Origin of the sequence: Lentzea albidocapillata, from assembly GCF_000719115.1 — a bacterium.
Taxonomy (GTDB): Bacteria; Actinomycetota; Actinomycetes; order Mycobacteriales; family Pseudonocardiaceae; genus Lentzea; species Lentzea albidocapillata.
In genome coordinates this window covers 43112-67626 of record NZ_JOEA01000001.1, presented here as the reverse complement: position 1 = coordinate 67626, position 24515 = coordinate 43112, and the positions used below count along the sequence as shown (strand labels likewise).

The following is a 24515-nucleotide window of genomic DNA, read 5'->3' as shown; positions in this document are numbered from 1 at the left end:
GTACACGCGTACTGCTAGCCCGCAAGCTTCGCGGCGAACGCCGAAACGGCCTCGCGCACGGCTCCCAGATCCACGCCGGCATCCCCGCGCGCCTGCCACACCACGCCGTCACGGCCGGGGATCTTGCGCTGCAGGATCCACACTCCGGGCGACTCGACGCGCTCCCGCGCCCGGATCGACCCCTCGACGCGCTGGCTGATCGCGCGCAGCACGCGCCGCGGGTCGTCCAGTGCGAACCGTTGCGCGGGAAGGTCTTCCAGCAGCACGACGGGCCCTTCGACGGAGGCCTCGACCGCCTCGACCACCCGCAGCGAGCCCTCCCACTTCACCTTGCTGATCAGGTGCCAGCCGATCCGCCGCGGCTCGTCACCCGGAACCCACAGCCCGAACGACGTCACCACGAGGTGCCCGCCCGTCTGCACGGGCGCGAACGCGATCACGGTCTCGTCGTTCTCCAGCGAACCGGTGAAGCCGTCCGGCGCACCGTTGCCGAACAACCGTCGGAACAACCCCACTACAGCACTCCAGCGCTCTGCTGCAGGAGCGCCTTGCGGTACTCCTCCAGCGCCACCAGGTCGCCCCACAGCGCCCGGTACTCGTCGGCGTCCTTGATCGGGGACAGCCGCCGCAACCGCGACTTCACGTCCTCGACCTGTTTGCCGACCTGGACCTCCTGCAACCGCGCGATGACCATCGACACGTAGCGGAACTCGTCGTTCTGCTTGACGGCCAACGGTTCCACCGCGAGTTCGGTCATCACCGACCGCACCGACGCGTGCGAACACGCCTGCGAGATCGCCTCCAGGTACGCCGAGCCCTCGAGCCCGCAGGACGCGCCACCGGCCGCGCGGATCGCCCGGTGCAGCGCCACGTACGCCGGGTCCGTGAAGGACTCGTCCGGCAGCGAGTCGTACATCGGACCGGCGTACTCGGGCAGCCGGAGCGCGATCTTGAGCACCTCGCGTTCGGGCACCAGCCGGGGATCACGCGGGTTCGGCCTGGCCGGGCCGTCGACCTCGACGCCCAGCGCCATCTGGTTCGGGTCGGCGCGCGCAACGGCGACCGGCGTCCTGCCGCCGGAGACCTGACGGACCCGGCGCACGACCATCGCCTCGTCGTCCCAGCCCACCCACCACGCCAGCCGCGTCGCGTAGCCGTCGCGCTTGGCCCTGTCCTTGATCTGCGCGACGAACGGCACCATCTTCTTCAGTGCCTCGACGCGGCCGTCCACGGAGTCGAGGTCGTAGGCCTTGAGCTGGGCCTTGATCGCGAACTCGATCAACGGGATGCGCCGCGCCACCAGGTCGCGCACCGCCACGTCGCCCTTGGCCTGCCGCAGCTCGCACGGGTCCATGCCGTCCGGCGCAACCGCGATGTAGGTCTGCGCGGAGAAGTGCTGCTCCCCGTCGAACGCCTTGAGCGCGGCCTTCTGGCCCGCCTCGTCGCCGTCGAAGGTGAAGATGACCTCGCCGTTGACGTCGTCGTCGATCAGCAGCCTGCGCAGCACGTTCATGTGGTCCGTGCCGAACGCCGTGCCGCAGGAGGCGACCGCCGTCGGCACGCCGGCCAGGTGCATCGCCATCACGTCGGTGTAGCCCTCGACGATGACGGCCTGCTTGCGCTTGGCGATCTCGCGCTTGGCCTGGTCGAGCCCGAACAGCACCTGCGACTTCTTGTAGATCATCGACTCGCTGGTGTTGAGATACTTCGCCTGGATCGGGTCGTCGTCGAAGATCCGCCGCGCGCCGAACCCCACGACGTCCCCGCTGATCTCCTTGATGGGCCACAGCAACCGCCGGTGGAACCGGTCGATCGGCCCCTGGCGGCCCTCCTTGGTGAGCTGCGACTTGATCAGCTCCTGCAGCTCGAACCCGCGGCCGAGCAGGTGCTTCGTCAGCCTGTCCCAGCCGCCGGGCGCGAACCCGCAGCCGAACTGGCGTGCCGCGGCCTCGTCGAACCCGCGCTCGGCCAGGAACTCCCGCGCCGCCTGCGCGTCGGGCGTCGCGAGCTGCTCCGCGTAGTACTCGGCAGCCGCCTTGTGCGCCTCGATGAGCCTGCCGCGCGTGCCGCGGTCGCGCTGGATCGTGGCGCCGCCGCCCTCGTAGGTCAGCTGGATGCCCACCCGGTCCGCGAGCCGCTCGACGGCCTCCACGAACGACAGGTGCTCGACCTTCATCACGAAGGCGATCACGTCGCCGCCCTCGCCGCAGCCGAAGCAGTGGAACGTGCCGTGCGACGGACGCACGTTGAACGACGGCGACTTCTCGTCGTGGAACGGGCACAACCCCTTGAGTGCTCCGCCGCCGGCCCGCTTCAGCGAAACCTGGTCACCGACGACCTCGTCGATACGGCTGCGCTCACGCACCAATGCGATGTCGCTCTCCCTGATGCGTCCTGCCACACGGCCAAGTCTAATCCCCTGGCAAACTGCCGACCGTGACCACCGCCGACGTCTTCGGACTCCACCGGACGCACCTGATCGGCGTCGCCTACCGGCTGACCGGCAGTTTCGCCGACGCCGAGGACGCCGTGCAGGAGGCGTGGCCGCGGTTCGCGAAGGCCGAGGGCGTGCAGGACGCGCGCGCCTGGCTCACGACCGTCGTCAGCCGCATCTGCCTCGACCGGCTGCGCTCCGCCGCCGTGCGCCGCGAGACGTACGTGGGCTCGTGGCTGCCCGAGCCGCTGCTCACGACCGGCGAGGACGACCCGCTGGCGAGCGTGGTGCAGTCCGACGGTGTGCGGATGGCCGCGCTGGTGGTGCTCGACAGGCTCACGCCGGACCAGCGCGTCGCGTTCGTGCTGCACGACGCGTTCTCCTTGCCGTTCAACGAGATCGCCGACGTGCTGCAGGTCTCGGAGGCCGCCGCGCGCAAGCACGCCTCCCGCGCCCGCAAGGCCGTCGCGGACGCCGACCCGCCGCCGCGTGCCGCGCTGGCCGAGCAGCAGGAGGTGCTGGAGAAGTTCCTGCGGGCCATGGCGAGCGGGGACATCGACGGCGTGCTCGAACTGCTGCACCCCGACGCGATGATGATCGGCGACGGCGGCGGCAAGGTGCGCACGGCGGTCCGCACGGTCTCCGGAGCGGACAAGGTCGCTCGCTTCTTCCTCGGCCTGATGCGCAAGTACGGCTACCCGGAGGAGCACCGGCCGATGTTCGTCAACGGCGAACTGGGCGTGCTCATGCCCGCGTACGGCGAGGTGTCGGCGCGCGTGACGGCGTTCACCGTGCACGAGGGCAAGGTCAAGGCCATCTACGACATCGCGAACCCGGACAAGCTGACCCACGTGGCGTTCTGACGGCTTTTGGTCTGGACCACAACTGGAACCGGGATCGTTCCGTGGCTAACGTTCGGCCCGCTGGTCCAGCCCAAGCCCCCTGCCGCGGGTTGCAACCACCGGAGTTCGAACATGCCCGAACACGACATCCCCTCACGCCGGGCGTTCCTGGCGACCGGTGCGGCCGCCGTGGTCGCCCTGACCGCCGCCGGCGCCACCACGGCGCGCAGCGCGCCCCTTCCCCTGACCCCGACCTGCGTCGATGACGACGACACCCCGTCGAACATCGAGGGTCCCTACTTCAAGCGGAACTCCCCGCAGCGCACGAACCTGCGCACGCCCGGCGTCACCGGGATCGTGCTCAGCATCACCGGCTTCGTCTACACCATGAAGTGCCAGCCGATCGCCAACGCACTGCTGGACTTCTGGCAGGCGGACGACCGGGGCGTGTACGACAACACCACGTTCAAGATGCGCGGCCACCAGTTCACCAACGCCTCCGGCGCGTACGTGCTGGAGACGATCGTGCCCAAGGACTATCCCGGCCGCACACCGCACATCCACGTCAAGGCCCAGCCCCGCGCCGGCCGTATCCTCACCACGCAGCTGTTCTTCCCGGACAACCTCAGGGCGTACGGGATGAACGTGCCCTACCTGAACCGGCGCGACGCCTACCTCGACCGCGAGTGCGAGGTCGAGCTCGGCCCGCTCGTCGGCAACCGCTACACCGCCAAGTTCGACTTCGTCCTGGAGACCTGAACTACCACCGCATTCGCAGCAGCTTCCCGACGTCACGGAGCTTCGGGATCGCGCTGACGACCTTCATCTGGATCCTGCCGGACCTGGGCAACGCGTCCAGGTGCGGCAGGTCCACGCTGCGCCAGGAGTCCACAGTGGTCAGTCCGGGGCGCAGTGCCTCGATCTCGCGCGGATCGTCGACGCCCCAGTGCAAGGTCGCGCCGGCGTTGCGCACGGCCGGCACGAGCTTCTGCAGCTTGATCCCCCACGGGCCGTAGACGTCGAACAGCAGCTCACCGCTGGAGAACCGGCTGGTGATCCTGCTGATCAACGCATGACCCTCCGCCTGCGTGAGGTACATCGACAGTCCCTCGAACACCGCCACGACCGGACGATCGGCGGGCACTTCGGCGAGCCAGGCGTCCTCGGTGACCGACGACGCCACGAGGCGATAGTCACCTTGTGGCACGGGCAAGAGCTTGTGCCTCAACGCAACGACGTCCGGCATGTCGACGTCGACCCACCGCACGGTGTCTGGCCGTTCGATCCGGTGCGCGCGAGTGTCCAGCCCACACGCCAGATGCAGCACCGTGCAGGACGGGTTGCGCCGCAGGAACTCGCGCGTCCAGTCGTCGAGCACCCTGCCGCGGATGGCGACGCCTACCGAGGTGGTCGTGTTCATCCCGGTCTTGGCGAAGTCGTAGTCGATGCGGTCGACGGCACGCTTCGCCTCGGTGTCGTGCAGCACGGACGCGGGGCGCTCGCTGTCGAGCGCCCGGCCGTACAGCGTGGCGAGCATGGTCTCCTGCGCCCCGGTCAGGGTGATTTTCTCCACCGCTTTAGTTTGTCGGCACGCGGCAGGCGTCACCACTGGTGAAACCCTGGTCCCTGATGTCGAACGCGCTGTTGAACCGGGCTCGCTGGTTCTCCAGCGCGACCTGGTAGGTCAGCGCGACGAGTTCCTTGCGTCCCAGCAGCTCCTCCAGCTCGGCGACCTGCTCGTCGGTGACGGCGACGGGCGTGTCGGTCATCGCGTCTGCGTAGGCGAGCGCCTTGCGTTCGAGGTCGGTGAACAGCGGCGACGTGGCGTAGGAGTCGATGTGCTTGAGGCGCTCGATGTCGAGGCCCCCGTGCTTCATCAGCATGGCGCCGAAGTCGACGCACCACGAACAGCCGAGCTTCACCGCCGTGCGGTAGACGCACAGCTCGAACAACGGCCCGTGGATCGCCTTCTTGATCGCGAGTTCGTGCCGCCCGCCCGCCATCAGCAGCTTGGGGTGGTGCGCCATCACCGTGACGGGTTCCGGCACCGCGCCGAACTCCCGCCGCGCGAACCAGTACACGGCCTTGAGCAGCAGGCCCGCGTCCTTCTTGGGGACTCCCTTGATCCTCGTCATGCCCGATGGACGAGACAGCCCGACAGAACGTGACACCTTTGGGTGACTGGGGCGCGAGCCGGTCTACTCATAGGGTCCCTTCATGAGCAACGACTTCGTGCTGGACATCGATCACGAGTCGGCCGGCCTGCTGGCGGGAACGCTGCTGGCAGGCGACTCGTGTGCGGTTCCGGTGCGACACCAGAACGTCAAACTGCTGCTGTGCGCGCTGCCCGGTGAGGACGGCATGCGACTGTTCCTGCGCCGCAACACGCCCTAGCGGTCGTACACGGCCACATATTCCATGAGCACGTCGCGCGACTTCTCGTTGTCCAGAGCGACGGCGTGCATGCGCTGAAAGATGGCCACGGCCCGTTCGACGGTCGCCGCGTCGCTGGCGAGCGTCCAGTTCGCGAGGTAGACCAGCGGCGGCTCGTGCTCGTACTGGACGAGCGCGTAGTCGAGCCCGACCGCCGCCGCCCCGCCCGCGCTGGCCGGCACGATCCGGATCGACGGCGCGTGGAACAGCAGGTGCAGGACCTGGTCCTCCATCAGCCGGTCGCCGCCGACGACGGTGCGCAACGCGTACTCGTGGATGAAGAACACGCACCGCGGCAGCACGCCATCACGTTGCAGCTCCGGCGTCGGCGCGAACCCCAGAGCGCTGGCCAGCGCCTTCGCGTAGCACTCGGTTCTGAGCAGGACGGGAATGGTGACGCCGCTGAAGCAGGTGATCTGGGTGGCGCCCGCTGCGGCGAGCACGACGAGTTGCTCACCTGCACCGTGCTGGGTCATGCGTGGAACGGTAAAGCCATGATCATGATCTCGCCGCGCGAAACGCCCGCTCTACAGGGCGAATGCTGCCGGAAATCGGTTACGGAGTGGCTACCTGCGCGAGGAAGTAGATCGCCTTCGAGTGGGCGTGCCGGACCGCGACGAGGAACGGCCGGTCGACCGTCACGACGATCGGGTCCACCGGGATCTCGATCGACACCGTGCGGAACGTGACGGCGGTGGCCGCCGCGCCTTCGAGGCCCTCTTCGTCCAGGCGCAGCACGGCCTCGTGCACGACGTCGTCGACGAACATCCGCTCGTCCGGCGAGAGGCCGGAGAAGTCGGCGTCGCGCGCGAACATGCGCTCGACTCCCAGTTGCCGCAGCGTGGTCTTGAGGTTGAACTTCGCCCGTACGTCCACTTTGGGCAGTGAGAGCTCGAGCCGCGTGAAGTCCTGCGCGGTGAGCACGGACGGGCTCAGCGGCTGGTCGAGCGACTCGTCCGGCAGCAGGACCACGGCCTCGACGCCGGAGTCGGCGGGCAGCACGATCGTCTGCCAGCCGTCGTGGCGGGCGTAGCGGAACTTCTCGGTGACCTTCATCGTCGGCACGTCCACGTCGCCGCCGGGCGCGTGGAACGGTTTCGCGGCGGTCTCCCAGGCGGAGAACGCGTTGAGCCAGCCGACCTTGAGGTACAGGGCGTTCACGATGATCGCGGCGGCGTCCGGCGGTGGCGGGTCCGTCAGCAGTTCGGGGATGAGGCCGCGGGTGGTCTCGGCGACGTCGGTGTTGACGAGCTTGCGGACCGTCGCGGGGTCGGAGAACGCGGTGCGCCGCACCGAACCGGCGAGCGAGAAGTCAGGGTCGATCCTCAGGTCGTCGTCGGCCCACAGCGTGTTCGCGACGGCCAGTTCGGGCACGTCGAGCGCGTCGGAGGCGTCGAAGTCCTGGAGCAGGCCGTCGAGTTCGGTGCGGGTCTCGCCGCGCGCGGCCTCACGGGCCAACGCGAGCGCACTGGCCACCGAGAAGGGCGACCAGCACGCGTTCGAGGAGGGATCAGGTACTGCGACGCGGTGCAGGTTCAGGGCGAAGTCGGCCTGATCGGTCACGGAAACACTCCCCTAACGGCGTGGATCTGGCAGTGACCGGCCGGATCGTCGTCATCCCCTGCCCGGTCTCCGCCACGGCCGGTCCGGCGGTCCCGGTTCGTCCGCCACGCCCCCGAACCTACGCCGATGCGCGGTGCCAGGCCACGGCCTGCGCGTCGGTGAGCAGCGCGACCTGGTCGATGACGACGCGAAGCCGTGCGGCGTAAGAGGAAGCGGCCGCGAACACCGGGCGGAACGCGGGGTCGAGCAACGTCGGGCGCTCCATCAGGCGGCCGGCGAGGTCGGTGATCAGGTCGCGTTGCTTCGCCTGCATGGCCAGGCGTGCCGGATCGCTCATCACGTACCGGACGGCCATCGCCTTGAGCAGCGCCACCTCCGCCGCGACCTGCGTCGGGACCTCCAGCGACGCGTTGTACCTCGTCAGCGTCCCGTCGCCGTGCACGGCACGGGTCGCGGTGACGGCGGCGGAGGCGAAGCGGCCGACCAGTTCGCTGGTGAGGTTCTTCAACGCCACCTGCGCGCCGAGCGAGCCGTCGTACTCGCGGTCGGTCCAGTACGCGATCACCGGCAGCTTCAGCAGTTCCTCGGCGGTGGCCTCGAGCGTCGCGACGGACTCGCCGGAGAACGTCTTCGCGGCGAGCGACGCGATGGCGCCGCGTTCGTCGGGACGGGCCAGCGCGCCGAGGCTGATGCGGTGGGCCAGCACGCCGTCCTCGACGTCGTGCACCGAGTAGGCCACGTCGTCGGACCAGTCCATCACCTGTGCCTCGATGCACCGCTCACGGTCCGGTGCACCCGCACGCATCCACTCGAACACTTCGAGGTCGTCGTCGTACACGCCGAACTTCACCGTGCCCGGCGTGCGCGTCCACGGGTACTTCGTCGACGCGTCGAGCACCGCGCGCGTGAGGTTCAGGCCGTGCGCGGTCTTCGGTTCGAGGCGCGCGAGGATGCGGAACGTCTGCGCGTTGCCCTCGAAGCCACCGCACGGGCCCGCGAGTTCGTTCAACGCCCGCTCGCCGTTGTGCCCGAACGGCGGATGCCCGATGTCGTGCGCGAGACCGGCCGTGTCGACGATGTCGGGGTCGCAGCCCAGTTCCTCACCGATGCCGCGGCCGATCTGCGCGACCTCCAGCGAGTGCGTGAGGCGCGTGCGCGGCACACCGGTGACCTCGGAGCCCTCGCCGGGACCGACGACCTGGGTCTTGCCGGCGAGCCTGCGCAACGCCGCGGAATGCAGCACACGGGCCCGGTCACGGGAGAACGGCGTGCGCGTGTCGGTGCGGGCACCCGGCAGCACGGCGCTCTTGGGCTCTTCGGGGAGCAGGCGCTCCGTGTCGTGGCCGGTGTATCCCATCAGCCGATTTTAGGGAGCATGAGCTCGTCGAACACGCCGGCGTGCGCCTTCATCAGGCGGTAGTAGAGCAAGGCTCCGGTCTCGCGCTTGATGTAGAACCACTGCGTCTCGCGCGTCTGCACGTTCGGGCCGCTTCGGGTCGGGGACGTCCACGCCTGCAGACCGGAGTCCTCCGCCATCGTGCGGGCGCGCAGCGAGTGCCACGGATCGCTGACGATCACGGCTGTCTTCAGGTCGCGTTCCCTCGCGACGGACGCGACGGCCCGCAGCGACCCGAGCGTGTCCGCACCCTCGCCGACCTGCAGCACCCTGTCCTCCGGCACACCGCGCTTGACCAGCCACAACTTGCCGACCTGGCCCTCGGTGAAGTTGTCACCGGGCTGGCGGCCGCCGGTCGTGGCGATGTAGCCGACCACGCCCTCCTCGTAGAGGCCGAGCGCGTGCTCCAGGCGTGCCGCGAGCACGTCGGACGGGACACCGTTGTACTGCGCGGCGCCGAGGACGATCGCCATGTCGGCCTTCGTCCAGTCGTCCACGCGCGCGACCTGCCAGACGCGGAACGCCGTGCCACCGCCCACGAGCATGCCGATGACCAACGCCCCGAAAAAGAGGCGCAACACGACTCGGCGAATCCTGGCGAGGGGTTTCAGGGGCGTGGTCCGCACACCACGCATGCTTCCAGACGGCGCGGGTGTCGCGTTGACGCCCCTGCAAGGATCATCGGCATGCCTGCTGAGCAGCCCACCATCCTCGCGACGTCCGGGGGTCTGCGCTCCGGGAGCCGGACCTTCGTCGAGTTCAACAGCTTGATCCACTTCGCTCTCGACCTGTCCGGCGTGGACGGCCGCACACCGCGCCTGTGCCACGTCGGCACCGCCGGGGGCGACCAGCGGGCGATGAACGCGAACATGGCGGAGGCGGGCCGGGTCGCGGGCGTCGACGTGTCGGTGCTGAACCTCTTCACGATGCCGCCGACCGACGACCTCGAGGACTACGTGCTGTCCCACGACGTCGTCTGGGTGGGCGGTGGCTCGGTGGCGAACCTGCTCGCGGTGTGGGAGGTGCACGGGCTCGGCGCGGTCTTCCGCAAGGCGTGGGAGGCCGGCGTGGTGCTCAGCGGCGTGTCGGCAGGTTCGATCTGCTGGCACACGGGCGGCGCCACGGACTCGTTCGGCCCGGACCTCCGGATCGTCACGAACGGCCTGGGCTTCCTGCCCTATGGCAACGGCGTGCACTACGACTCGGAGGAGCAACGCCGTCCGAAGATCCACGCCGCGGTGGCCGCCGGAGTGCTGCCGAAGACGTACTGCACCGACGACGGCGCCGGCCTGCTCTACCGCGGCACCGAACTCGTCGAGGCGGTGGCGGAACGTCCGGGCTCCGGCGCATACGTGGTGGTCAGGGAGGATTCTTCAGGAACCGCACAGGAGGAAAAGCTCGACACCCGGCTCCTGTGAAGCGGACCTTTGAAGTGTGCGCTGGGCCTTGATCCTCTTCCTCGCGGCGGCCGTGTTCGTCGTCCCCGAGACGTCGCCGTGCCTGGCGCACGGGAAGCCTTCCGCCGATATATCGCGCGGCCCCGACGTGGTGGACACCGGCGACGGTTCGCTGGATCCCGGCGACGCCGATATATCGGATACTGGCTCGCCTTCAGCGATATCCGATATATCACCGACTGATATATCGGATATCGCCGCTACGGGCGGTGCGTCCGACGTCGGCGTCGCGGTGCTCGACCTCCAGACGGATCAGGTGGTCTCGGAACAGGGCGACCAGCCGTTCTACTCGGCATCGTTATCGAAGCTGATCCTCGCCGTGGACGCGTTGCAGCAGCAGTTGTCGGACGAGGACCAGGACCTGATCCACCGCGCGTTGAGCGCGAGCGACGACAACGCCATGGACATGCTGTGGACGAGGTTCGACGGCATGGACGCCATCAGCCGCGTCGCCACCGAAGCGGGCCTCACCGGCACGCACGCGCCGGACGACCCCTCACAGTGGGGCGAGGTCGTCATCACCGCGAACGACATGGTGCGGCTCTACCACTACATCCTCGCCTCACCGGCGCGCGACGCGATCGTCACGGCGCTGTCGTCCGCCCCCGCCACCGCCGCCGACGGCTTCGACCAGGCGTTCGGTCTGCTCGGCGTCACCGGCGTCTACGCCAAGCAGGGCTGGATGTACTACCTGCCGAGCGACGTCTACCTGCACAGCGCGGGCGTGCTCGACGGCCGCTACGCCGTCGCCGTGCTCACCACGAGCCCCACGGGGTCCTGGACGACGGCCAGGCAGTCGATCAACGCCGTCGCGTCGGCCGTCCTCGCGAAGCTGGGTGTCAACGGCTGACCCTCCGGTCCTGGCGCTCCCGCCACGGCCGGTCCCACTCGCCGGTGAACTCGCGCACCACGAGGATCGCGATCACGAGCAGCACGACCGCGCCGAAGACCAGCGCGCCGAACAACACCCCCGCGACCCCCGCGCCGGAGGAGAACTCGGACACGGCGAACCCCGAAGCGGCGAGGACGATGACGTAGTTGCCGACGTTGCGGCGCCGTGCGGAGTAGACGTCCGTCACCCGCACCAGACTCACCCCGAGCACAACGGGCGTGAGCGTCACCAGCAATCCGACGACCAGCAGCACCGGCCGGTACAGCGGCGTCACGAGCGCCACCGTCATCGCGGACACCACCAAGGCGAGTCCCACCGTGACAAGCACGGTCCCGAGCACCCTGATCCGCTGCAACCCAACCCCCGCGCGGGAATCCGGCACGAGCGGCCCGAAGGCCTCGACGACGACCTTGTGCACGGCGTAGCTCCGCCACACGACCAACGCGAGCGCACCCAGTGCCGGCACCGAGAACACCAGCAGGACCACGACCGCGAAGTCCCCCGGCCTCCCCACGGGCTCGGCGCTGAACGCGAACCCGTAGAACAGGTAGAAGATCGCCATCGCGGTGCCTTCCAGCACCACGAACACGTGCCGCAACCGAGCCGCCGACTCCGCGTCGGTGATCCGCATCGCCACTACGCCGCCCGCCACCGCGCACAGGCACACCAGCCCGCCGCTCACGGCCGTGGCCAGCAGCACCTGCGGATTTCCCACCTCGGCCAACGCCGCGAACACCACCACCCAGACGAAGAGCGCCACCCCCGCCGCGGCCTGCCCGCGCTCCCCCGCCATGTCTTTTACACGCGAGAACGCCCAGGAAAGTTGCCTCAGCCGACCCGCAACACCTTGCGGGCGGTGAAGAACGCGACCCCGCCCAGCACGACGAGCAGGCCCAGCACCGCGAGGTACACAGCGGATCCGATGGTGAACGGCACCGGCCGAGCGACGCTGTTCAACGTCATCACCTCGCAGAACCAGGCCGCCATCGCGCACACGATCGCCCCGAGCCACCAGACCCCGAGCAACCGCCGGACCAGCCGGGCCCCGTTCACGTCGACGAACTCACCTCGCGCGCACGACCGAGCCGTCGCGAGACTCACGCCGGACAAGATCCCCCAGAACGCGCCGATCCCGGCCGTCATCACGCCGATCACGTTGATCGGGCTGTGGGCGGTCGGCAGGTTCAGGCCGACCCCGACGAGCGCGATCCCGAACACCAGCGCCATGCCGATGAGGGGCAGGCCCGTCAGAGCCAGCCTCGTCCTGATCCGCTCGACGCGCGGTGCGGACACCCACACCCACGCCGGTGCCGGCCCCTGGCCGATGATCATCAGTTGTCGACTTCCACCCTGCTACGCTGTGACGAAGTGACTTCACAGCGTAGCAGTGGATACGACTGAACGGAGTAGTCGAACTAGCAGCCGACGAGGCGTGCCGCGAGGTACGACTCCAGCTGGTCCATCGCCACGCGCTCCTGCGACATCGTGTCGCGCTCCCGCACCGTCACGGCGAGGTCGGTGAGCGTGTCGAAGTCGACCGTCACGCAGAACGGCGTGCCGATCTCGTCCTGGCGGCGGTAGCGGCGGCCGATCGCGCCGGCGTCGTCGAAGTCGACGTTCCAGTTGCGGCGCAGGGCCGTCGCGAGGTCGCGGGCCTTGGGCGACAGGTCGGCGTTGCGCGACAACGGCAGCACCGCGACCTTGACCGGTGCGAGGCGGCGGTCGAGCTTCAGCACGACGCGCTTGTCCACGCCGCCCTTGGCGTTCGGGGCCTCGTCCTCGGAGTAGGCCTCCAGCAGGAACGCCATCATCGGGCGGCCGACACCGGCCGCCGGTTCGATGACGAACGGCCTGAAGCGCGAGTTCGTGGCCTGGTCGAAGTACGACAGGTCGACACCCGAGTGGTTCGAGTGCGTCGTGAGGTCGAAGTCGGTGCGGTTCGCGATGCCCTCGAGCTCACCCCACTCCTGGCCGCCGAACTGGAAGCGGTACTCGACGTCGACCGTCCGCTTCGAGTAGTGCGACAGCTTTTCCTTCGGGTGCTCGTAGTGACGCAGGTTCTCCTTGGAGATGCCCAGGTCCGTGTACCAGCGGGTGCGCTCGTCGATCCAGTACTGGTGCCATTCCTCGTCCGTCCCGGGCTCGACGAAGAACTCCATCTCCATCTGCTCGAACTCGCGGGTGCGGAAGATGAAGTTGCCCGGCGTGATCTCGTTGCGGAACGACTTGCCGATCTGACCGATGCCGAACGGCGGCTTCTTGCGCGACGTCGTCTGCACGTTCAGGAAGTTCGTGAAGATGCCCTGCGCGGTCTCGGGGCGCAGGTAGTGCAGGCCCTCCTCGGTCTCGATCGGACCGAGGTGCGTCTTGAGCAGGCCGTTGAACATCTTCGGCTCGGTGTAGGTGCCGCGCACGCCGCAGTTGGGGCACGGCACGTCGGAGACGTCGCCCTCGGCGACCTCCTTGCCGGTGCGCTCCGCGTACTCCTCGGACAGCGTGTCCGCGCGGAACCGCTTGTGGCACGACTCGCACTCGACGAGCGGGTCGACGAACGCCTCGACGTGACCGGAGGCGACCCACACGTCACGCGGCAGGATCACCGACGAGTCCAGGCCGACGACGTCCTCGCGGCCGCGGACCATGAAGTTCCACCACTGCCGCTTGATGTTGTCCTTGAGCTCGACCCCGAGAGGTCCGTAGTCCCATGCCGAGCGGGTACCGCCGTAGATCTCCCCGCACGGGTAGACGAACCCCCTGCGCTTGCAGAGGCTGACAACGGTCTCGATGCGATCGGCGGGCAAGGGGAACTCCATCGGGGGAATGAGAATCGGGGGCTCAAGCCTAGCCCGTCACGTCACGCCCCGAACGGGCGACCGGAGCCTTACCCTGCAGGAATGGAAGACCGGCTGCGAGAGCTGTGGGACTTCGCCGACCTGGACGGCACCGAGGCGAGGTTCCGCGCGTTCCTGGGCAACGTGGAGACCGACGACGAGCGGGCGGAGGTGCTGACCCAGCTCGCGCGTGTCGAGGGGCTGAGGGAGAACTTCGCCGCAGGTCACGCTCTGGTCGACGAGGCGGAGGTGCTGGTCGCCCCCGACTCGACGGGCCGGGTGCGCGCGCTGCTCGAACGCGGCAGGCTGCACCGCTCCGGCGGCGACTCCGAGGCGGCGCAACCGTTGTTCGTGGCGGCGTTCATCCTCGCCAAGACGCGCGGTGACCTGTCGCTCGCGGTCGACGCCGCGCACATGGCGTCGCTGGTCGACGACCCGGAGAAGTGGACCAAGCAGGGCATCGAACTGGTCGTGGCCAACCCCGGACTCGTGCGCTGGCTCGGCCCGCTGCACAACAACCTCGGCTGGTTCTACTTCGAGAACGGCCGCTACGACGAGGCGCTCGACGCGTTCGAGAAGACGCCGGAGGCGTACGCGGAGAGCGGCAAGGCCAAGACGCTGCACGCGCTGGGCCGGTCCGCGGAGGCCGCCGAGGCCGCGCGCAGGGCGTTGGAGCTCCTCCCCCACGACTCGCAGGAGGAGTGGGTCAAGGAGATGGAAGCTATCGCCGAGGGTTCGTAGGCCCTGCCGCCTCGCCGAGCCGCACCGTGAACGCGTCCTCGGCGAGCACGCTCGTGTGCTTCTCGACCTCGCCGCCGGCGCTGGTCAGCGCCGGCTCGTACATGGCGGGCTCGTCGGTCAGCGCCTCGGACAGCAGCGGGATGACGTGTTCACGCACGGGGAACGGCGACATCGCGCGCCGATAAGCCACCACGGACTCGAACTCGACGGTCAGCACCCAGCGGTCGTCCTCGTCGGTCGACCGCGCCAGCGTGCCCTTGTGACACCCCGGCTGAGCCGTCAGCAGCTTCAACGCCTCTTCGACGCGCACGGTGAACGTCTCGGGGTCGGACACGCGGAATCGGCACACCAGCAGCACGGTGCAAGGATGGCACGGTGACCTCCAAGCGCCCTCTCCTGCCCGGCGACGGACCACTCGCGCGTGTGCGCCCCGTCGTTGCGTTCGTGCTCGTGCTCGGTCTGTTCGTCACCGGCGTTCTGGTGGGCGGCACCCTCGGCGCGGTGCTCCTCGGCGTGCTGGTCGTGGGCGCCGCGGTGCTCCTGGCGGCCACCTGGAAGGTTCTTTCCCCAGCTCACCGCACATTGCGCGTGGTGGTCCTGCTGGTACTGCTCATCATCACCGTAGAATTGGTTGTGAAAATCCCTACCAGGTGAGGTGTGCCGCCATGACCGTCCAGCTGCACGGTGAGCACTCCCCCGAACGCGCGGCCCCCGCGCCCGCTCCACCCCGCCCCGCGCACACCCTCGCCGAGGCCGGCGACCTGCTGCGCGCACTGGCCGCCCCGGTCCGCATCGCCATCGTGCTGCAACTGCGGGAACATGACCGCTGTGTGCACGAACTGGTCGAGGCGCTCGGAGTCGCGCAGCCGCTGATCAGCCAGCACCTGCGCGTGCTGAAGTCGGCGGGCGTGGTGCACGGCGAGAGACACGGCCGCGAGGTCGTGTACCGACTGGTGGACGAACATCTGGCGCACATCGTGGTGGACGCTGTGACGCACGTCGAGGAGAAGTTGTGACCGGACTGAGGTCCACCAAGCAGCGCACCGCGGTGTCGAACCTGCTCGACCAGCTCGACGACTTCCGCAGCGCCCAGGAACTACACGAGGAACTACGCCGCCGTGGCGAGGGCATCGGCCTGACCACGGTCTACCGCACCCTGCAGTCGCTCGCGGACGCCGGCCAGGTCGACGTCCTGCGCACCGACTCGGGCGAGGCGATCTATCGCCGTTGCTCGGCGCACCACCACCATCACCTCGTGTGCCGCCACTGCGGCCGCACGGTCGAGGTGGAGGGTCCCGCCGTCGAGAAGTGGGCGGACCGGGTGGCGGCCGAGAACGGCTTTTCCGAGGTCAGCCACACCGTAGAGATCTTCGGGACGTGCGCGGACTGCACGGCGAAGGGCCTCAAGTAGGCACTAGGACTCGTAGGGCTCGACCGGCTCGGGCACGGGCGTGAAGGACTCCACGGTGAAGCTCGGCACCCAGGAGTTCTTCTCGCTCGCCGACTTCGGCACGACCTGCCCGGTCACCTCGACCCACTGCTCGTCGGGCAGCGAGGGCACGTCCCCGGTCACCCGCACCTTCAACGGCCGGGCGTCGGCGGCACAGCACGAGATCGCGAGCCGTGCGACGAACGTGTCGCCCTCCGCGCGCAGCAGGAACCCGGTCAGCTTCACCCGGCGCCCGTCCAGCGTCCCGGACTCGTCCCACGCCGTGCGCGTGACGAACTCCGTCATGGACAACGGGATCACGTCCCCGGACGGCAGCTCGCCCAGCAGATTGCGGGAGCGCTGCGTCTGGTTCGTGTCGGCGGCCGAGTTCACGACGTCGCCACCCAGAGCCGGGGGCGAGATCAGGAACACCGCCAGCACCGGCAGCAGCATCAGCCACGTCGAGCGCGACGAGTGCGAGTGCTCGTGGTCGTCCTCGGAGGCGGCCTTGCCGCGACGGATGTCCTGGACGATCGCGAACAGCGCCAGGCCGATCATGATCACGCCGGCCGCGATCAGCAGTGGCAGCAGGCTCTTCTGCACATACCTGAGGTACAGGCCCGAGAAGCTGATCTTCAGCAGCGCGCCGCCGAGCAGGACCAGCAGGATGTTCTGGGTTTCCCGTCTCACAGCAGCACCACTCCACTCACCACGGCACACAAGATCGCCACCACGAAGGTAGCGGGTGCGAAGCGGAACGCGAAGGACTTGCCGAACGCACCGGCCTGCAGCGCGATCAGCTTCACGTCGACGGCCGGGCCGACGACGAGGAACACCAGGCGCGGCAGCAGGGGCAGCGCGGAGAACGCCACCGCCACGAAGGCGTCGGCCTCGGAGCACAGCGCGAGGATGACGGCCAGGAGGGCCATCACGATCACGCCCAGCACGATCTGGCCGCCCAGCGTCTGCATCCACGCGGTCGGCACGAACGTCTTGAACGCCGCCGCGAACAGACCGCCCAGCACCAGGAACCCGCCGGCGTCCACGAGGTCGTGCCGCGCGCTCTCGGCGAACACGGCCCACTTCGACTTACCGGAGTGGTCGGCCATGCGTGCCAGCGCGCGTTCGGCGATCCACTCCATCTTGCCGAAGCGCACCCACAGCCAGCCCATGATCATCGCGGTCAGCAACGAGCCGGCGAACCGCGCGACGACCATCATCGGGGTGTCGTTGAACGCCACGGCGGTCGACACCAGCACGATCGGGTTCACCGCGGGCGCGGCCAGCAGGAACGTCAGCGCCACGGCCGGCGCGACACCCTGCTGCATCAACCGCTTCGCGACCGGCACCGAGGCGCACTCACAGCCCGGCAGCGCGATGCCCGCGACACCGGCCACGGGCACGGCCAGCGCGGTCTTCGAAGGCAACAACCGGCGCAGGGCCGAGGGCGGCACGAACGCCGCGATGGCGCCCGAGATAAGCACGCCCAGCACCAGGAACGGCATCGCCTGCACGCAGATCGCCACGAACACCGTCGACGCCGTACGCAGCTTCGGCGCGTCGAGCAGGTCGACGAGCCTGGACTGGAAGAGCAGTGCGAGAACGAGGATCCCGCACAGCACCTCCAACGACGTGATCTTCAGCCGAGGCGGGCCCGAGCGCCGCTTCGACGAGCGGATCTCGCCGGTGATCGTCATTCCGCGTCCGCGTCCAGGTCCAGCAGGCGGCGGTACTGGCGCGCCATGCCCTCACGGATCTCCTCGGGCGAGGGCGGCTCGTCGAACTCCGCCTCCTCCTCTACAAGGTCGTCGTCATCGAAGTCGACGGGGGTGCCGTTGACGGTCTCCTCGTCGTCGGCCTCCTCTTCGAGGGCGGCCTCGCGGAGCTCCTCGATCGTCGCGGAGACGTCGTCGGCCGACAGCGCGGGCAGCATCGGCTTCACGATGGCCAGCACGCCGCCCTCGGCGTCGTCCAGCGCCACCGCCTCGGCCAGCGCGACGGCGTGGTCACGCTCGTACGGGCCGCAGATGAACGAGTCCCAGTCGTCGCCGCCCGAAGGCTCGAACGTGACGGTCCACGGGAACTCGTTGACGTCCGAGTCCTCTTCCGGCTCGTAAATGATCACGCCACCCATGGAAGGGTCCTTTCTCAAGAAAACCGGGAGAGGAGCTCGCCGCGCACCTGCGACGCGGTCGACACGACGAGCATGAGCAGCGTGCTCAGCGGCTCGGGCTTGAGGCCGTCCGCCGGGAAGGCGTAGCGCAGCATCACGTCCGTGCCTCGTTCGGACGCGATGACACCCAACGTCCCGAACAGGCCCTGACCAGCGCGTTCGGCCACCCACACAGCCACGTCTCCGGGCAGGTCCCACGCGACGACGACCGTCAGCGAGAGAACCGTCAGCCCTTCGGCCAGTTCCATGCCCTGCACCGCGCACGGCACGTCGCCGTGGCGGAAACTCAACGCGCCGTCGTCGTCAACGGAGACGTCGTGGAACAGCTCCAACGCCTTGCGCGCGGCCTCCAGGGCCTCACCACTCGCGTTCACGACGACACCGCCTCCTCACCGGGTTTGTCGACGGCACCGCCGAAGCGGCGGTCGCGGCCCGCGAACCTCTCGCAGGCGCGCCACAGGTCGCGGCGGTCGAAATCGGGCCACAGGATGTCCTGGTACACCATCTCGGCGTACGCGGACTGCCACAGCAGGAAGTTCGAGATGCGCTGCTCACCGGACGGCCTGATGAACAGGTCGACGTCGGGCATCTCCGGCTTGTACAGGTACTTCGCGAGGGTGCGCTCGTCGACCTTGTCCGGGTTGATCTTCCCGGCGGCGACCAGGCGCGCGACCTCGCGGGCGGCGTCACCGATCTCCGCGCGCCCGCCGTAGTTCACGCACATCACGAGGTTCAGCACGTCGTTCTCGGCCGTGCGGACCTCGGCCTCCTGCAGCTGCTTGATGACGCTGCCCCACAGCTTCGGCGAGCGGCCGGCCCAGTGGATGCGGACACCCATCTCGTCCAGCTCGTCGGTGCGGCGCGCGATCACGTCGCGGTTGAAATTCATCAGGAAGCGGACCTCTTCAGGGCTGCGCTTCCAGTTCTCCGTGGAGAAGGCGTAGAGCGAGAGCCACTTCACGCCGAGCTCGATGGAGCCCTTCGCGACGTCGAGCACGACCTGCTCACCGCGCTTGTGCCCCTCCACCCGCGACAGCCCGCGCTGGTTCGCCCAACGGCCGTTGCCGTCCATCACGATCGCGATGTGCTTGGGCACCAGGTCGGCGGGGATGTCCGGGGGCGTCGCACCGGACTCGTGCGGCTCCGGCGGGCGCGGTACGCGCTTCTCACGCTCAGAGCGGCGGCGACGCAACATGGGGCTCGGCATCCTCTCGGGCGACAACCGTTTTCGGGTAGCCGCCACATTAGCCGTCCGCCGGCTGTGCCTTTCGCTCGACCAAAGGCAACGACCTGAGCTGCCGTTCGAGGTGCCACTGCAGATGCGCCGCGACCAGGCCACTCGCGTCACGACGGGCGATGTGCGGGATCTCGTCGACCACGGTCCACCTGCCATGCAGCAACGCCGAGAGCAACGTCAGCGTGTCCTGGGACGGCGACGACGAACCGGCGGGACGGCAGTTCGGGCAGCACGAGCCGCCCGCCTGGATGCTGAACGCCCGGTGCGGACCGGGATCGCCGCACTTCGCGCACTCGTTCACCGCGGGCGCCCATCCCGCGAACGCCATCGCACGCATCAGGAACGCGTCCAGCAGCAGCGACGGGTCACGCTCACCGTTCGACAACGCCCTCAACGCCCCGGCCACGAGCATGTACAGCCGCAAGACCGGTTCGCCTTCTTCGGCCGTGAGCCGGTCAGCGGTCTCCAAGATGGCGCACGCGGCCGTGTAGCGCTGGTAGTCGGTGACGATGCCGACTCCGAACGCGTCCAGCGTCTGCACCTGCGTGATGATGTCGAGCGACCGGCCGGGGTGGAACTGCACGTCGACGTGGCAGAACGGCTCCAGCCGCGCCCCGAACTTCGACGACGTGCGGCGCACGCCCTTGGCCACGGCGCGGAGCTTGCCGTGCTTCTGGGTCAGGAAGGTGATGATCCGGTCGGCTTCACCGAGCTTCTGCACACGAAGCACGATCCCGGTGTCGCCGTACAGATGTGCCATAGTGCCGTGACCTCCGGTCTTTGCCTCGTGTTTCGACGTTCAGACGGTCGCATCGCGGCGCCGGCCCCGCGCCCTCATATCGGGCATATGGGGGCGCGGGGGCGGTGCCGTGAGGTGGCCTGCTGGGCGCCGGAAGACGCGGTGAAGACTGGAGGTCACGGCACTAAAAACCCAGGCGGCGCAACTGTTTCGGATCGCGCTGCCAGTCCTTGGCGATCTTGATGTGCAGGTTCAGGTACACCCGGCTGCCCAGCAGACCCTCGATCTGCTTGCGAGCCTCCATGCCGACCTGCTTGAGCCGCTCGCCCCGATGTCCCAGGATGATCGCCTTCTGCGACGACCGTTCCACGAACACGAACGCGTGGATGTCGATCAGGTCGTTGCGGCCCTCACGCGGCTGCATCTCCTCGACCACCACGGCGATGGAGTGCGGCAGCTCGTCGCGCACACCCTCCAGCGCGGCCTCGCGGATCAGCTCGGCGACCAGCGTCTGCTCCGGCTCGTCGGTCAGGTCGCCGTCCGGGAACAGCTGCGGGCCCTCCGGCAGCTTCTTCAGCAGCAGGTCGCTCAGCGTGTCGACCTGGAAGCCGTCCACCGCGGACACCGGGATGATCTCGGCGAACTCCATGATCTTCTGCAGCGCGAGCAACTGCTCCATCACCTGCTGCTGCGACACCAGGTCCGTCTTGGTGACGATGCCGAGCACGGGCGTGCGCTTGGCGACCTTCTCCAGCTCGGCGGCGATGAACTTGTCACCGGGGCCGACCTTCTGGTCCGCGGGCACGCAGAAGCCGACGACGTCGACCTCCGACCACGTCTCGCGCACCAGGTCGTTGAGCCGCTGGCCGAGCAACGTGCGCGGCCGGTGCAGACCAGGCGTGTCGACCAGCACGAGCTGGCCGTCCTCGCGGTGCACGATGCCGCGGATCGTGTGCCGGGTGGTCTGCGGCTTGCTGGACGTGATGGCGACCTTCGTGCCCACCAGCGCGTTCGTCAGCGTCGACTTCCCTGCGTTCGGGCGGCCGACGAAGCACGCGAACCCGGAGCGGTAACCATCCATCCGTCCATTGTCCCTCTAGCTCGTTCTGGCCGTTCGCGGGGCCTTCCGACCACCTAGAACTGCTTGCGCAGTTCGCCTGAGAGGTTCGCGAGAAGCACCGGGCCGGTGGGCGTGAGGTCCCGCACGGCCGCGAGCGACTCCCCGTCCACCCGGTTCGACTCGGTGACGACCGCCGCCGCCTCCAGCCCCTCGGCACCGCTCGACACGGCTGCCGCGATCGCCGCCTGCAGCGCGGTGAGCTTCAGCGACGGCAACGAGACCGTGGAGGCGTTGTAGGTGCGGCCGTCGAGGTCCCGCACCGCCGCTCCCTCCTCGGCGCCGTTGCGCGCTCGGACGGACCGCGCCAGCGTGATGAGCTTCGCGTTCTCGGGGTCGACGTCAGGCATCGTCATCGTTCTCCTTCTGCACGGGGCGTACGAGCACGGTGGTGACGCGAATGCGGCCGCGTTCGTCCTTGCCGCCCTCGGCCCGCATGCGCAGGCCGGCGATCTCCGCCTCGGTGCCGGGCAGCGGCACGCGCCCGAGCCGTTGCGCGAGCAGGCCGCCGACGGTCTCGACCTCGTGGTCGTCGAGCTCGGTGCCGAACAACGCGTCGAGGTCGTCCACCGGCAGGCGCGCGCTGACCCGCACCGCGCCGTCCTCCAGGTGCTCGACCGGCGGGCGGTCGTCGGTGTCGGACTCGTCGGTGATCTCGCCGACGATCTCCTCGAGGATGTCCTCGATGGTCAGCAGGCCCGCGGTGCCGCCGTACTCGTCCACGACGATCGCCATGTGCCGGCGCGACACCTGCATCTCGCGCAGCAGGTCCGCGATGGGCTTCGAGTCCGGGATGAAGCTCATCGGGCGCATCAGCTCGGCGACGCTCTTCGGGTCCTCGTCCTCGGCGAGCGTGGCCCGCATCAGGTCCTTGAGGTTCACCACGCCGAGCACGTCGTCGACGCTCTCGCCGATCACCGGGACGCGGGTGTAGCCCGTGCGCAACGACAGCGCGAGCGCCTGCCGCAACGACTTCGACTGCTCGATCCACACGATCTCGGTGCGCGGCACCATGATCTCGCGCGTGATGGTGTCACCCAGCTCGAACACCGAGTGGATCATCTCGCGCTCGCCCTCGTCCACGACGCCGCGTTCCTGCGCCATGTCGACGAGCTCGCGCAGCTCGACCTCGGAGCTGAACGGACCCTCACGGAAGCCCTTACCGGGCGTGATGGCGTTACCGACGAGGATCAGCAGCTTGGACAGCGGCCCGAGCACGCGCCCGAGCTGCCGGACGGTGCCCGCGGCGAGCAGGCTCACGCCGTACGAGTGCTGACGGCCGATGGTGCGCGGTCCGACGCCGACGAGGACATACGACACGACGAGCATGCTCAGGCACGAGTACAGGACGGCGAGCCAGTCCTGTGCCACGTAGTCGAGGAACACCGTCGTGACCAGCACCGCCGCCGACATCTCGCAGGCCAGGCGCAGCAGCAACAACAGGTTGACGTGCCGTGGCCGGTCGTTGAGGACGTTCAGCAACTGCCCGGTGCCCCAGCGACCCTGCCGTTGCAGGGCCTCCACCCGTGCGCGTGACACGGTGCCGAGAGCGGCATCCACACACGCGAACAGGCCTGCGGCAAGCACGAGCAAAACGGCCAGCACGATCACACTGGCAGGGTTGGCGCTCATCGCGTCAGGCTTCTTCGTTCTTCTCGTCCAGGCCGACCGCGCCGAGCACCTTGTCGTCGGTGCTGCGCTGGTGCGCGGCCCGTTCGGCCTCGTCACGCGCGGTGCGGAAGTCGCCGAGGATGCGGTTCTGCAACGTGAACATCTCACGTTCCTCGGCAGGCTCGGCGTGGTCGTAGCCGAGCAGGTGCAGCACGCCGTGCACGGTCAGCAGGTGCAGCTCGTCCAGCAGGCCGTGGCCCGCCTTCTTGGCCTGGTCCTTGGCGAACGCGGGGCACAGCACGATGTCCCCGAGCAGCGCGGGACCGAGGCCCGCGGCGTCGGGGCGGCGCGCGGAGTCCAGCTCGTCCATGGGGAAGGCCATGACGTCCGTAGGACCCGGCAGGTCCATCCAGCGCTCGTGCAGGTCTGCCATCACGTCCAGCTCCACGAGCAGGACGGACAGTTCGGCCAGCGGGCTCACGCCCATGCGGTCCAGCGCGAAGCGGGCGGCGGAGACGATGGAACCCTCGTCGACTCCGACACCCGACTCGTTGGCGATCTCGATGCTCACAGCGCCTATCGTCCTCGCCGCTGGTTCCCCCGGCGTGCACCGGGTCCGTGGTGTTGCCCGTTCTGGTCGACGGCGTCCTGCTGGACCTGCCACTTGTCGTACGCGTCGACGATGTCGCCGACCAGGCGGTGGCGCACCACGTCCTGGCTGGTCAGCACCGAGAAGTGCACGTCGTCGACACCGTCGAGGATCTCCCTGACGACCCGCAGGCCGCTGCGCTGGCCACCGGGGAGGTCGACCTGGGTGACGTCACCCGTGACGACCACCTTGGAGCCGAAGCCGAGGCGGGTGAGGAACATCTTCATCTGCTCGGGCGTGGTGTTCTGCGCCTCGTCGAGGATGATGAACGCGTCGTTGAGCGTGTTGTGCGTCAGCAGATAGTCCTCGGTGACGTACAGGGAGTCCTGCGCCGCCACCTGGATGCACACCGTCTCCGTACGACCCGCGGGCTCGATGCTGTCGATGAACCGCATCGGACGCCCGCCGCCACCGGCGGCGTGGTACTTCTCCCGCTTGCGCTTGAGCCGGAACGGCTCGACGCCCTCGGGCAGCCTGATGTCGAGGACGTACGCGTCGTGGCGACCGTCGCGGACATCCGCGAAGGCGACACCACCGAGCGAACGAACAAGGTCGACGACGTCGGCACTCAGCTGTTGCGAAGAAGCCGTGTAGTGAATCCGGCAGGATCGGCCCGCCTGGAGGTGCGGCTCGCCTTGGGTGTCCAGCAAGCCCTGAAGCACGCCGAGCCGCACGTCAGCGCTGTTGTGCAGGTACAGCTCCGGAACGAAGTCGATGCCCGTGTCATCGCCCCCGAGCGCACGTACGACGTCGCTGCGGGACTTCTCCAGCGTGGCAACGTCAGAGCTGGCACCTGACCGCGTCTCCTGCGCCACATCTGCGGCGAACGACGGCGTCGTCGAGCCGGTGATGCATCCGTCGCCCAGCAGCAGGCCGAGCGCGTACGCGTCCATCGGCACTTCGCGTTCCGGCAGGCACACCGGTGCGCTGAGGAGCGGAAGCTCGTACCGGCGGGCGTGTGCGGCCCGCAG

Annotated in this window: 31 protein-coding genes and 1 pseudogene; 9 read left to right on the top strand and 23 right to left on the bottom strand. The window is 68.8% G+C overall.

Annotated features, from left to right (window positions below; translation table 11 throughout):
- Positions 1-14: 14 nt before the first annotated feature.
- The gene (locus IG04_RS0100405) at positions 15-515 is read right to left on the bottom strand and encodes a hypothetical protein (RefSeq protein WP_030474452.1); all 501 of its coding nucleotides are present in this window, start codon (positions 513-515) and stop codon (positions 15-17) included.
- Positions 515-2401, bottom strand: a complete 1887-nt coding sequence (gene dnaG, locus IG04_RS0100400; RefSeq protein ID WP_030474451.1) for a DNA primase — start codon at positions 2399-2401, stop codon at positions 515-517. Before dnaG ends, IG04_RS0100405 begins: the two co-directional genes overlap by 1 nt.
- Before the next feature lie 35 nt (positions 2402-2436).
- Here dnaG and IG04_RS0100395 point away from each other — a divergent pair, with 35 nt between their 5' ends.
- On the top strand, positions 2437-3297 hold the full coding sequence (locus IG04_RS0100395) for a sigma-70 family RNA polymerase sigma factor (protein WP_030474450.1): 861 nt from the start codon (positions 2437-2439) through the stop codon (positions 3295-3297).
- 111 nt (positions 3298-3408) lie between these two features.
- Positions 3409-4035 carry a dioxygenase family protein gene (locus tag IG04_RS0100390; RefSeq protein ID WP_030474449.1) on the top strand — a complete coding sequence of 209 codons (627 nt, stop codon included), beginning with the start codon at positions 3409-3411 and terminating at the stop codon, positions 4033-4035.
- Between the two features lies 1 nt (position 4036).
- Here IG04_RS0100390 and IG04_RS0100385 read toward each other — a convergent pair whose 3' ends face one another.
- Together IG04_RS0100385 and IG04_RS0100380 are read right to left on the bottom strand one after the other, a co-directional pair.
- Positions 4037-4849, bottom strand: a complete 813-nt coding sequence (locus IG04_RS0100385; RefSeq protein WP_245816402.1) for a class I SAM-dependent methyltransferase — start codon at positions 4847-4849, stop codon at positions 4037-4039.
- 4 nt (positions 4850-4853) lie between these two features.
- Entirely contained in the window at positions 4854-5411 is a 558-nt protein-coding gene (locus IG04_RS0100380; RefSeq protein WP_030474447.1) for a carboxymuconolactone decarboxylase family protein, read from the bottom strand.
- A gap of 82 nt (positions 5412-5493) precedes the next feature.
- Between IG04_RS0100380 and IG04_RS46165 the strand changes: the two genes are divergently transcribed.
- Positions 5494-5670, top strand: coding sequence for a hypothetical protein (locus tag IG04_RS46165; protein ID WP_157512840.1), 177 nt, complete (start codon positions 5494-5496; stop codon positions 5668-5670).
- On the opposite strand, the gene IG04_RS0100370 is transcribed toward IG04_RS46165, so the two are convergent.
- The 4 genes from IG04_RS0100370 to IG04_RS0100355 all read right to left on the bottom strand — a co-directional run bounded on the left by IG04_RS0100370 (position 5667) and on the right by IG04_RS0100355 (position 9303).
- The gene (locus tag IG04_RS0100370; RefSeq protein WP_030474446.1) at positions 5667-6185 is read right to left on the bottom strand and encodes a Scr1 family TA system antitoxin-like transcriptional regulator; all 519 of its coding nucleotides are present in this window, start codon (positions 6183-6185) and stop codon (positions 5667-5669) included. The two genes, IG04_RS46165 and IG04_RS0100370, sit on opposite strands and share 4 nt — an antisense overlap.
- Positions 6186-6264: 79 nt before the next feature.
- A complete protein-coding gene (locus tag IG04_RS0100365; protein WP_030474445.1) occupies positions 6265-7272 on the bottom strand; it encodes a serpin family protein in 1008 nt (335 codons plus the stop codon).
- Between the two features lie 118 nt (positions 7273-7390).
- Positions 7391-8629 carry a deoxyguanosinetriphosphate triphosphohydrolase gene (locus IG04_RS0100360; RefSeq protein WP_030474444.1) on the bottom strand — a complete coding sequence of 413 codons (1239 nt, stop codon included), beginning with the start codon at positions 8627-8629 and terminating at the stop codon, positions 7391-7393.
- Positions 8629-9303 (bottom strand): YdcF family protein, encoded by a 675-nt coding sequence (locus IG04_RS0100355; protein WP_051768545.1) that lies wholly within the window; start codon positions 9301-9303, stop codon positions 8629-8631. The genes IG04_RS0100360 and IG04_RS0100355 overlap by 1 nt, the downstream gene beginning before the upstream one ends.
- 51 nt (positions 9304-9354) lie before the next feature.
- On the opposite strand from IG04_RS0100355, the gene IG04_RS0100350 reads away from it, so the two are divergent.
- Together IG04_RS0100350 and IG04_RS0100345 are read left to right on the top strand one after the other, a co-directional pair.
- Entirely contained in the window at positions 9355-10086 is a 732-nt protein-coding gene (locus IG04_RS0100350) for a Type 1 glutamine amidotransferase-like domain-containing protein (protein WP_030474442.1), read from the top strand.
- A gap of 16 nt (positions 10087-10102) precedes the next feature.
- Entirely contained in the window at positions 10103-10975 is an 873-nt protein-coding gene (locus tag IG04_RS0100345) for a serine hydrolase (protein ID WP_144065493.1), read from the top strand.
- Here the strand turns inward: IG04_RS0100345 and IG04_RS0100340 are convergent.
- The 3 genes from IG04_RS0100340 to IG04_RS0100330 all read right to left on the bottom strand — a co-directional run bounded on the left by IG04_RS0100340 (position 10965) and on the right by IG04_RS0100330 (position 13818).
- Positions 10965-11810: a hypothetical protein gene (locus IG04_RS0100340; protein WP_030474440.1), complete on the bottom strand. Its 846-nt coding sequence runs from the start codon at positions 11808-11810 to the stop codon at positions 10965-10967. The genes IG04_RS0100345 and IG04_RS0100340 overlap by 11 nt on opposite strands.
- Positions 11811-11845: 35 nt before the next feature.
- Positions 11846-12349 carry a hypothetical protein gene (locus tag IG04_RS0100335; RefSeq protein WP_030474439.1) on the bottom strand — a complete coding sequence of 168 codons (504 nt, stop codon included), beginning with the start codon at positions 12347-12349 and terminating at the stop codon, positions 11846-11848.
- Between the two features lie 83 nt (positions 12350-12432).
- Complete coding sequence (locus IG04_RS0100330) at positions 12433-13818, bottom strand: glycine--tRNA ligase (protein WP_030474438.1); 1386 nt, start codon at positions 13816-13818, stop codon at positions 12433-12435.
- A gap of 93 nt (positions 13819-13911) precedes the next feature.
- Between IG04_RS0100330 and IG04_RS0100325 the strand changes: the two genes are divergently transcribed.
- Entirely contained in the window at positions 13912-14589 is a 678-nt protein-coding gene (locus IG04_RS0100325) for a tetratricopeptide repeat protein (protein WP_051768541.1), read from the top strand.
- On the opposite strand, the gene IG04_RS0100320 is transcribed toward IG04_RS0100325, so the two are convergent.
- Entirely contained in the window at positions 14570-14947 is a 378-nt protein-coding gene (locus IG04_RS0100320) for an antibiotic biosynthesis monooxygenase (protein ID WP_030474436.1), read from the bottom strand. The genes IG04_RS0100325 and IG04_RS0100320 overlap by 20 nt on opposite strands.
- Positions 14948-14964: 17 nt before the next feature.
- On the opposite strand from IG04_RS0100320, the gene IG04_RS0100315 reads away from it, so the two are divergent.
- Genes IG04_RS0100315 through IG04_RS0100305 form a run of 3 tightly spaced genes read left to right on the top strand, consistent with a single transcriptional unit; the run spans position 14965 to position 16000 of the window.
- Positions 14965-15243, top strand: coding sequence for a hypothetical protein (locus IG04_RS0100315; RefSeq protein WP_030474435.1), 279 nt, complete (start codon positions 14965-14967; stop codon positions 15241-15243).
- An 11-nt stretch (positions 15244-15254) separates the two neighbouring features.
- The gene (locus IG04_RS0100310; RefSeq protein WP_051768539.1) at positions 15255-15605 is read left to right on the top strand and encodes an ArsR/SmtB family transcription factor; all 351 of its coding nucleotides are present in this window, start codon (positions 15255-15257) and stop codon (positions 15603-15605) included.
- Positions 15602-16000 (top strand): Fur family transcriptional regulator, encoded by a 399-nt coding sequence (locus IG04_RS0100305; protein ID WP_030474433.1) that lies wholly within the window; start codon positions 15602-15604, stop codon positions 15998-16000. Before IG04_RS0100310 ends, IG04_RS0100305 begins: the two co-directional genes overlap by 4 nt.
- A 3-nt stretch (positions 16001-16003) precedes the next feature.
- Here the strand turns inward: IG04_RS0100305 and IG04_RS0100300 are convergent, their stop codons facing one another.
- The 11 genes and pseudogenes from IG04_RS0100300 to IG04_RS47905 form a co-directional block, all read right to left on the bottom strand.
- Positions 16004-16708 (bottom strand): TIGR03943 family putative permease subunit, encoded by a 705-nt coding sequence (locus IG04_RS0100300; protein ID WP_030474432.1) that lies wholly within the window; start codon positions 16706-16708, stop codon positions 16004-16006.
- A complete protein-coding gene (locus IG04_RS0100295) occupies positions 16705-17715 on the bottom strand; it encodes a permease (protein ID WP_030474431.1) in 1011 nt (336 codons plus the stop codon). Before IG04_RS0100295 ends, IG04_RS0100300 begins: the two co-directional genes overlap by 4 nt.
- Positions 17712-18143, bottom strand: a complete 432-nt coding sequence (locus tag IG04_RS47575; RefSeq protein WP_211257635.1) for a hypothetical protein — start codon at positions 18141-18143, stop codon at positions 17712-17714. The genes IG04_RS0100295 and IG04_RS47575 overlap by 4 nt, the downstream gene beginning before the upstream one ends.
- Positions 18144-18166: 23 nt before the next feature.
- The gene (locus IG04_RS0100285) at positions 18167-18565 is read right to left on the bottom strand and encodes a YbjN domain-containing protein (protein WP_030474429.1); all 399 of its coding nucleotides are present in this window, start codon (positions 18563-18565) and stop codon (positions 18167-18169) included.
- Positions 18562-19386 (bottom strand): isoprenyl transferase, encoded by an 825-nt coding sequence (locus IG04_RS0100280; RefSeq protein WP_030474428.1) that lies wholly within the window; start codon positions 19384-19386, stop codon positions 18562-18564. Before IG04_RS0100280 ends, IG04_RS0100285 begins: the two co-directional genes overlap by 4 nt.
- 49 nt (positions 19387-19435) lie before the next feature.
- Positions 19436-20188: a DNA repair protein RecO gene (gene recO, locus IG04_RS0100275; protein WP_030474427.1), complete on the bottom strand. Its 753-nt coding sequence runs from the start codon at positions 20186-20188 to the stop codon at positions 19436-19438.
- Positions 20189-20351: 163 nt separating this feature from the next.
- Positions 20352-21248 (bottom strand): GTPase Era, encoded by an 897-nt coding sequence (gene era / locus IG04_RS0100270; protein WP_030474426.1) that lies wholly within the window; start codon positions 21246-21248, stop codon positions 20352-20354.
- A gap of 53 nt (positions 21249-21301) precedes the next feature.
- Positions 21302-21634, bottom strand: coding sequence for a hypothetical protein (locus tag IG04_RS0100265; protein WP_030474425.1), 333 nt, complete (start codon positions 21632-21634; stop codon positions 21302-21304).
- Positions 21627-22916: a hemolysin family protein gene (locus IG04_RS0100260; protein ID WP_030474424.1), complete on the bottom strand. Its 1290-nt coding sequence runs from the start codon at positions 22914-22916 to the stop codon at positions 21627-21629. Before IG04_RS0100260 ends, IG04_RS0100265 begins: the two co-directional genes overlap by 8 nt.
- A gap of 4 nt (positions 22917-22920) precedes the next feature.
- A complete protein-coding gene (ybeY, locus tag IG04_RS0100255; protein ID WP_030474423.1) occupies positions 22921-23466 on the bottom strand; it encodes an rRNA maturation RNase YbeY in 546 nt (181 codons plus the stop codon).
- A gap of 5 nt (positions 23467-23471) precedes the next feature.
- Positions 23472-23828, bottom strand: a pseudogene (locus IG04_RS47905) (PhoH family protein); the annotation flags it as partial.
- Positions 23829-24515: the final 687 nt, after the last annotated feature.

Excerpts from the sequence above, each read along its gene's own strand:
- IG04_RS0100325 (WP_051768541.1), top strand. The coding sequence starts at position 13,912 with ATGGAAGACCGGCTGCGAGAGCTGTGGGACTTCGCCGACCTGGACGGC.
- IG04_RS0100390 (WP_030474449.1), top strand. The coding sequence starts at position 3,409 with ATGCCCGAACACGACATCCCCTCACGCCGGGCGTTCCTGGCGACCGGT.
- IG04_RS0100310 (WP_051768539.1), top strand. The coding sequence starts at position 15,255 with ATGACCGTCCAGCTGCACGGTGAGCACTCCCCCGAACGCGCGGCCCCC.
- IG04_RS0100350 (WP_030474442.1), top strand. The coding sequence starts at position 9,355 with ATGCCTGCTGAGCAGCCCACCATCCTCGCGACGTCCGGGGGTCTGCGC.
- era (WP_030474426.1), bottom strand. The coding sequence starts at position 21,248 with ATGGATGGTTACCGCTCCGGGTTCGCGTGCTTCGTCGGCCGCCCGAAC.
- recO (WP_030474427.1), bottom strand. The coding sequence starts at position 20,188 with ATGGCACATCTGTACGGCGACACCGGGATCGTGCTTCGTGTGCAGAAG.
- IG04_RS0100370 (WP_030474446.1), bottom strand. The coding sequence starts at position 6,185 with ATGACCCAGCACGGTGCAGGTGAGCAACTCGTCGTGCTCGCCGCAGCG.
- IG04_RS0100280 (WP_030474428.1), bottom strand. The coding sequence starts at position 19,386 with ATGTTGCGTCGCCGCCGCTCTGAGCGTGAGAAGCGCGTACCGCGCCCG.
- IG04_RS0100355 (WP_051768545.1), bottom strand. The coding sequence starts at position 9,303 with ATGCGTGGTGTGCGGACCACGCCCCTGAAACCCCTCGCCAGGATTCGC.
- IG04_RS0100360 (WP_030474444.1), bottom strand. The coding sequence starts at position 8,629 with ATGGGATACACCGGCCACGACACGGAGCGCCTGCTCCCCGAAGAGCCC.
- IG04_RS0100340 (WP_030474440.1), bottom strand. The coding sequence starts at position 11,810 with ATGGCGGGGGAGCGCGGGCAGGCCGCGGCGGGGGTGGCGCTCTTCGTC.
- IG04_RS0100380 (WP_030474447.1), bottom strand. The coding sequence starts at position 5,411 with ATGACGAGGATCAAGGGAGTCCCCAAGAAGGACGCGGGCCTGCTGCTC.
- IG04_RS0100260 (WP_030474424.1), bottom strand. The coding sequence starts at position 22,916 with ATGAGCGCCAACCCTGCCAGTGTGATCGTGCTGGCCGTTTTGCTCGTG.
- IG04_RS0100295 (WP_030474431.1), bottom strand. The coding sequence starts at position 17,715 with ATGACGATCACCGGCGAGATCCGCTCGTCGAAGCGGCGCTCGGGCCCG.
- IG04_RS0100265 (WP_030474425.1), bottom strand. The coding sequence starts at position 21,634 with ATGCCTGACGTCGACCCCGAGAACGCGAAGCTCATCACGCTGGCGCGG.
- IG04_RS46165 (WP_157512840.1), top strand. The coding sequence starts at position 5,494 with ATGAGCAACGACTTCGTGCTGGACATCGATCACGAGTCGGCCGGCCTG.
- IG04_RS0100335 (WP_030474439.1), bottom strand. The coding sequence starts at position 12,349 with ATGATCATCGGCCAGGGGCCGGCACCGGCGTGGGTGTGGGTGTCCGCA.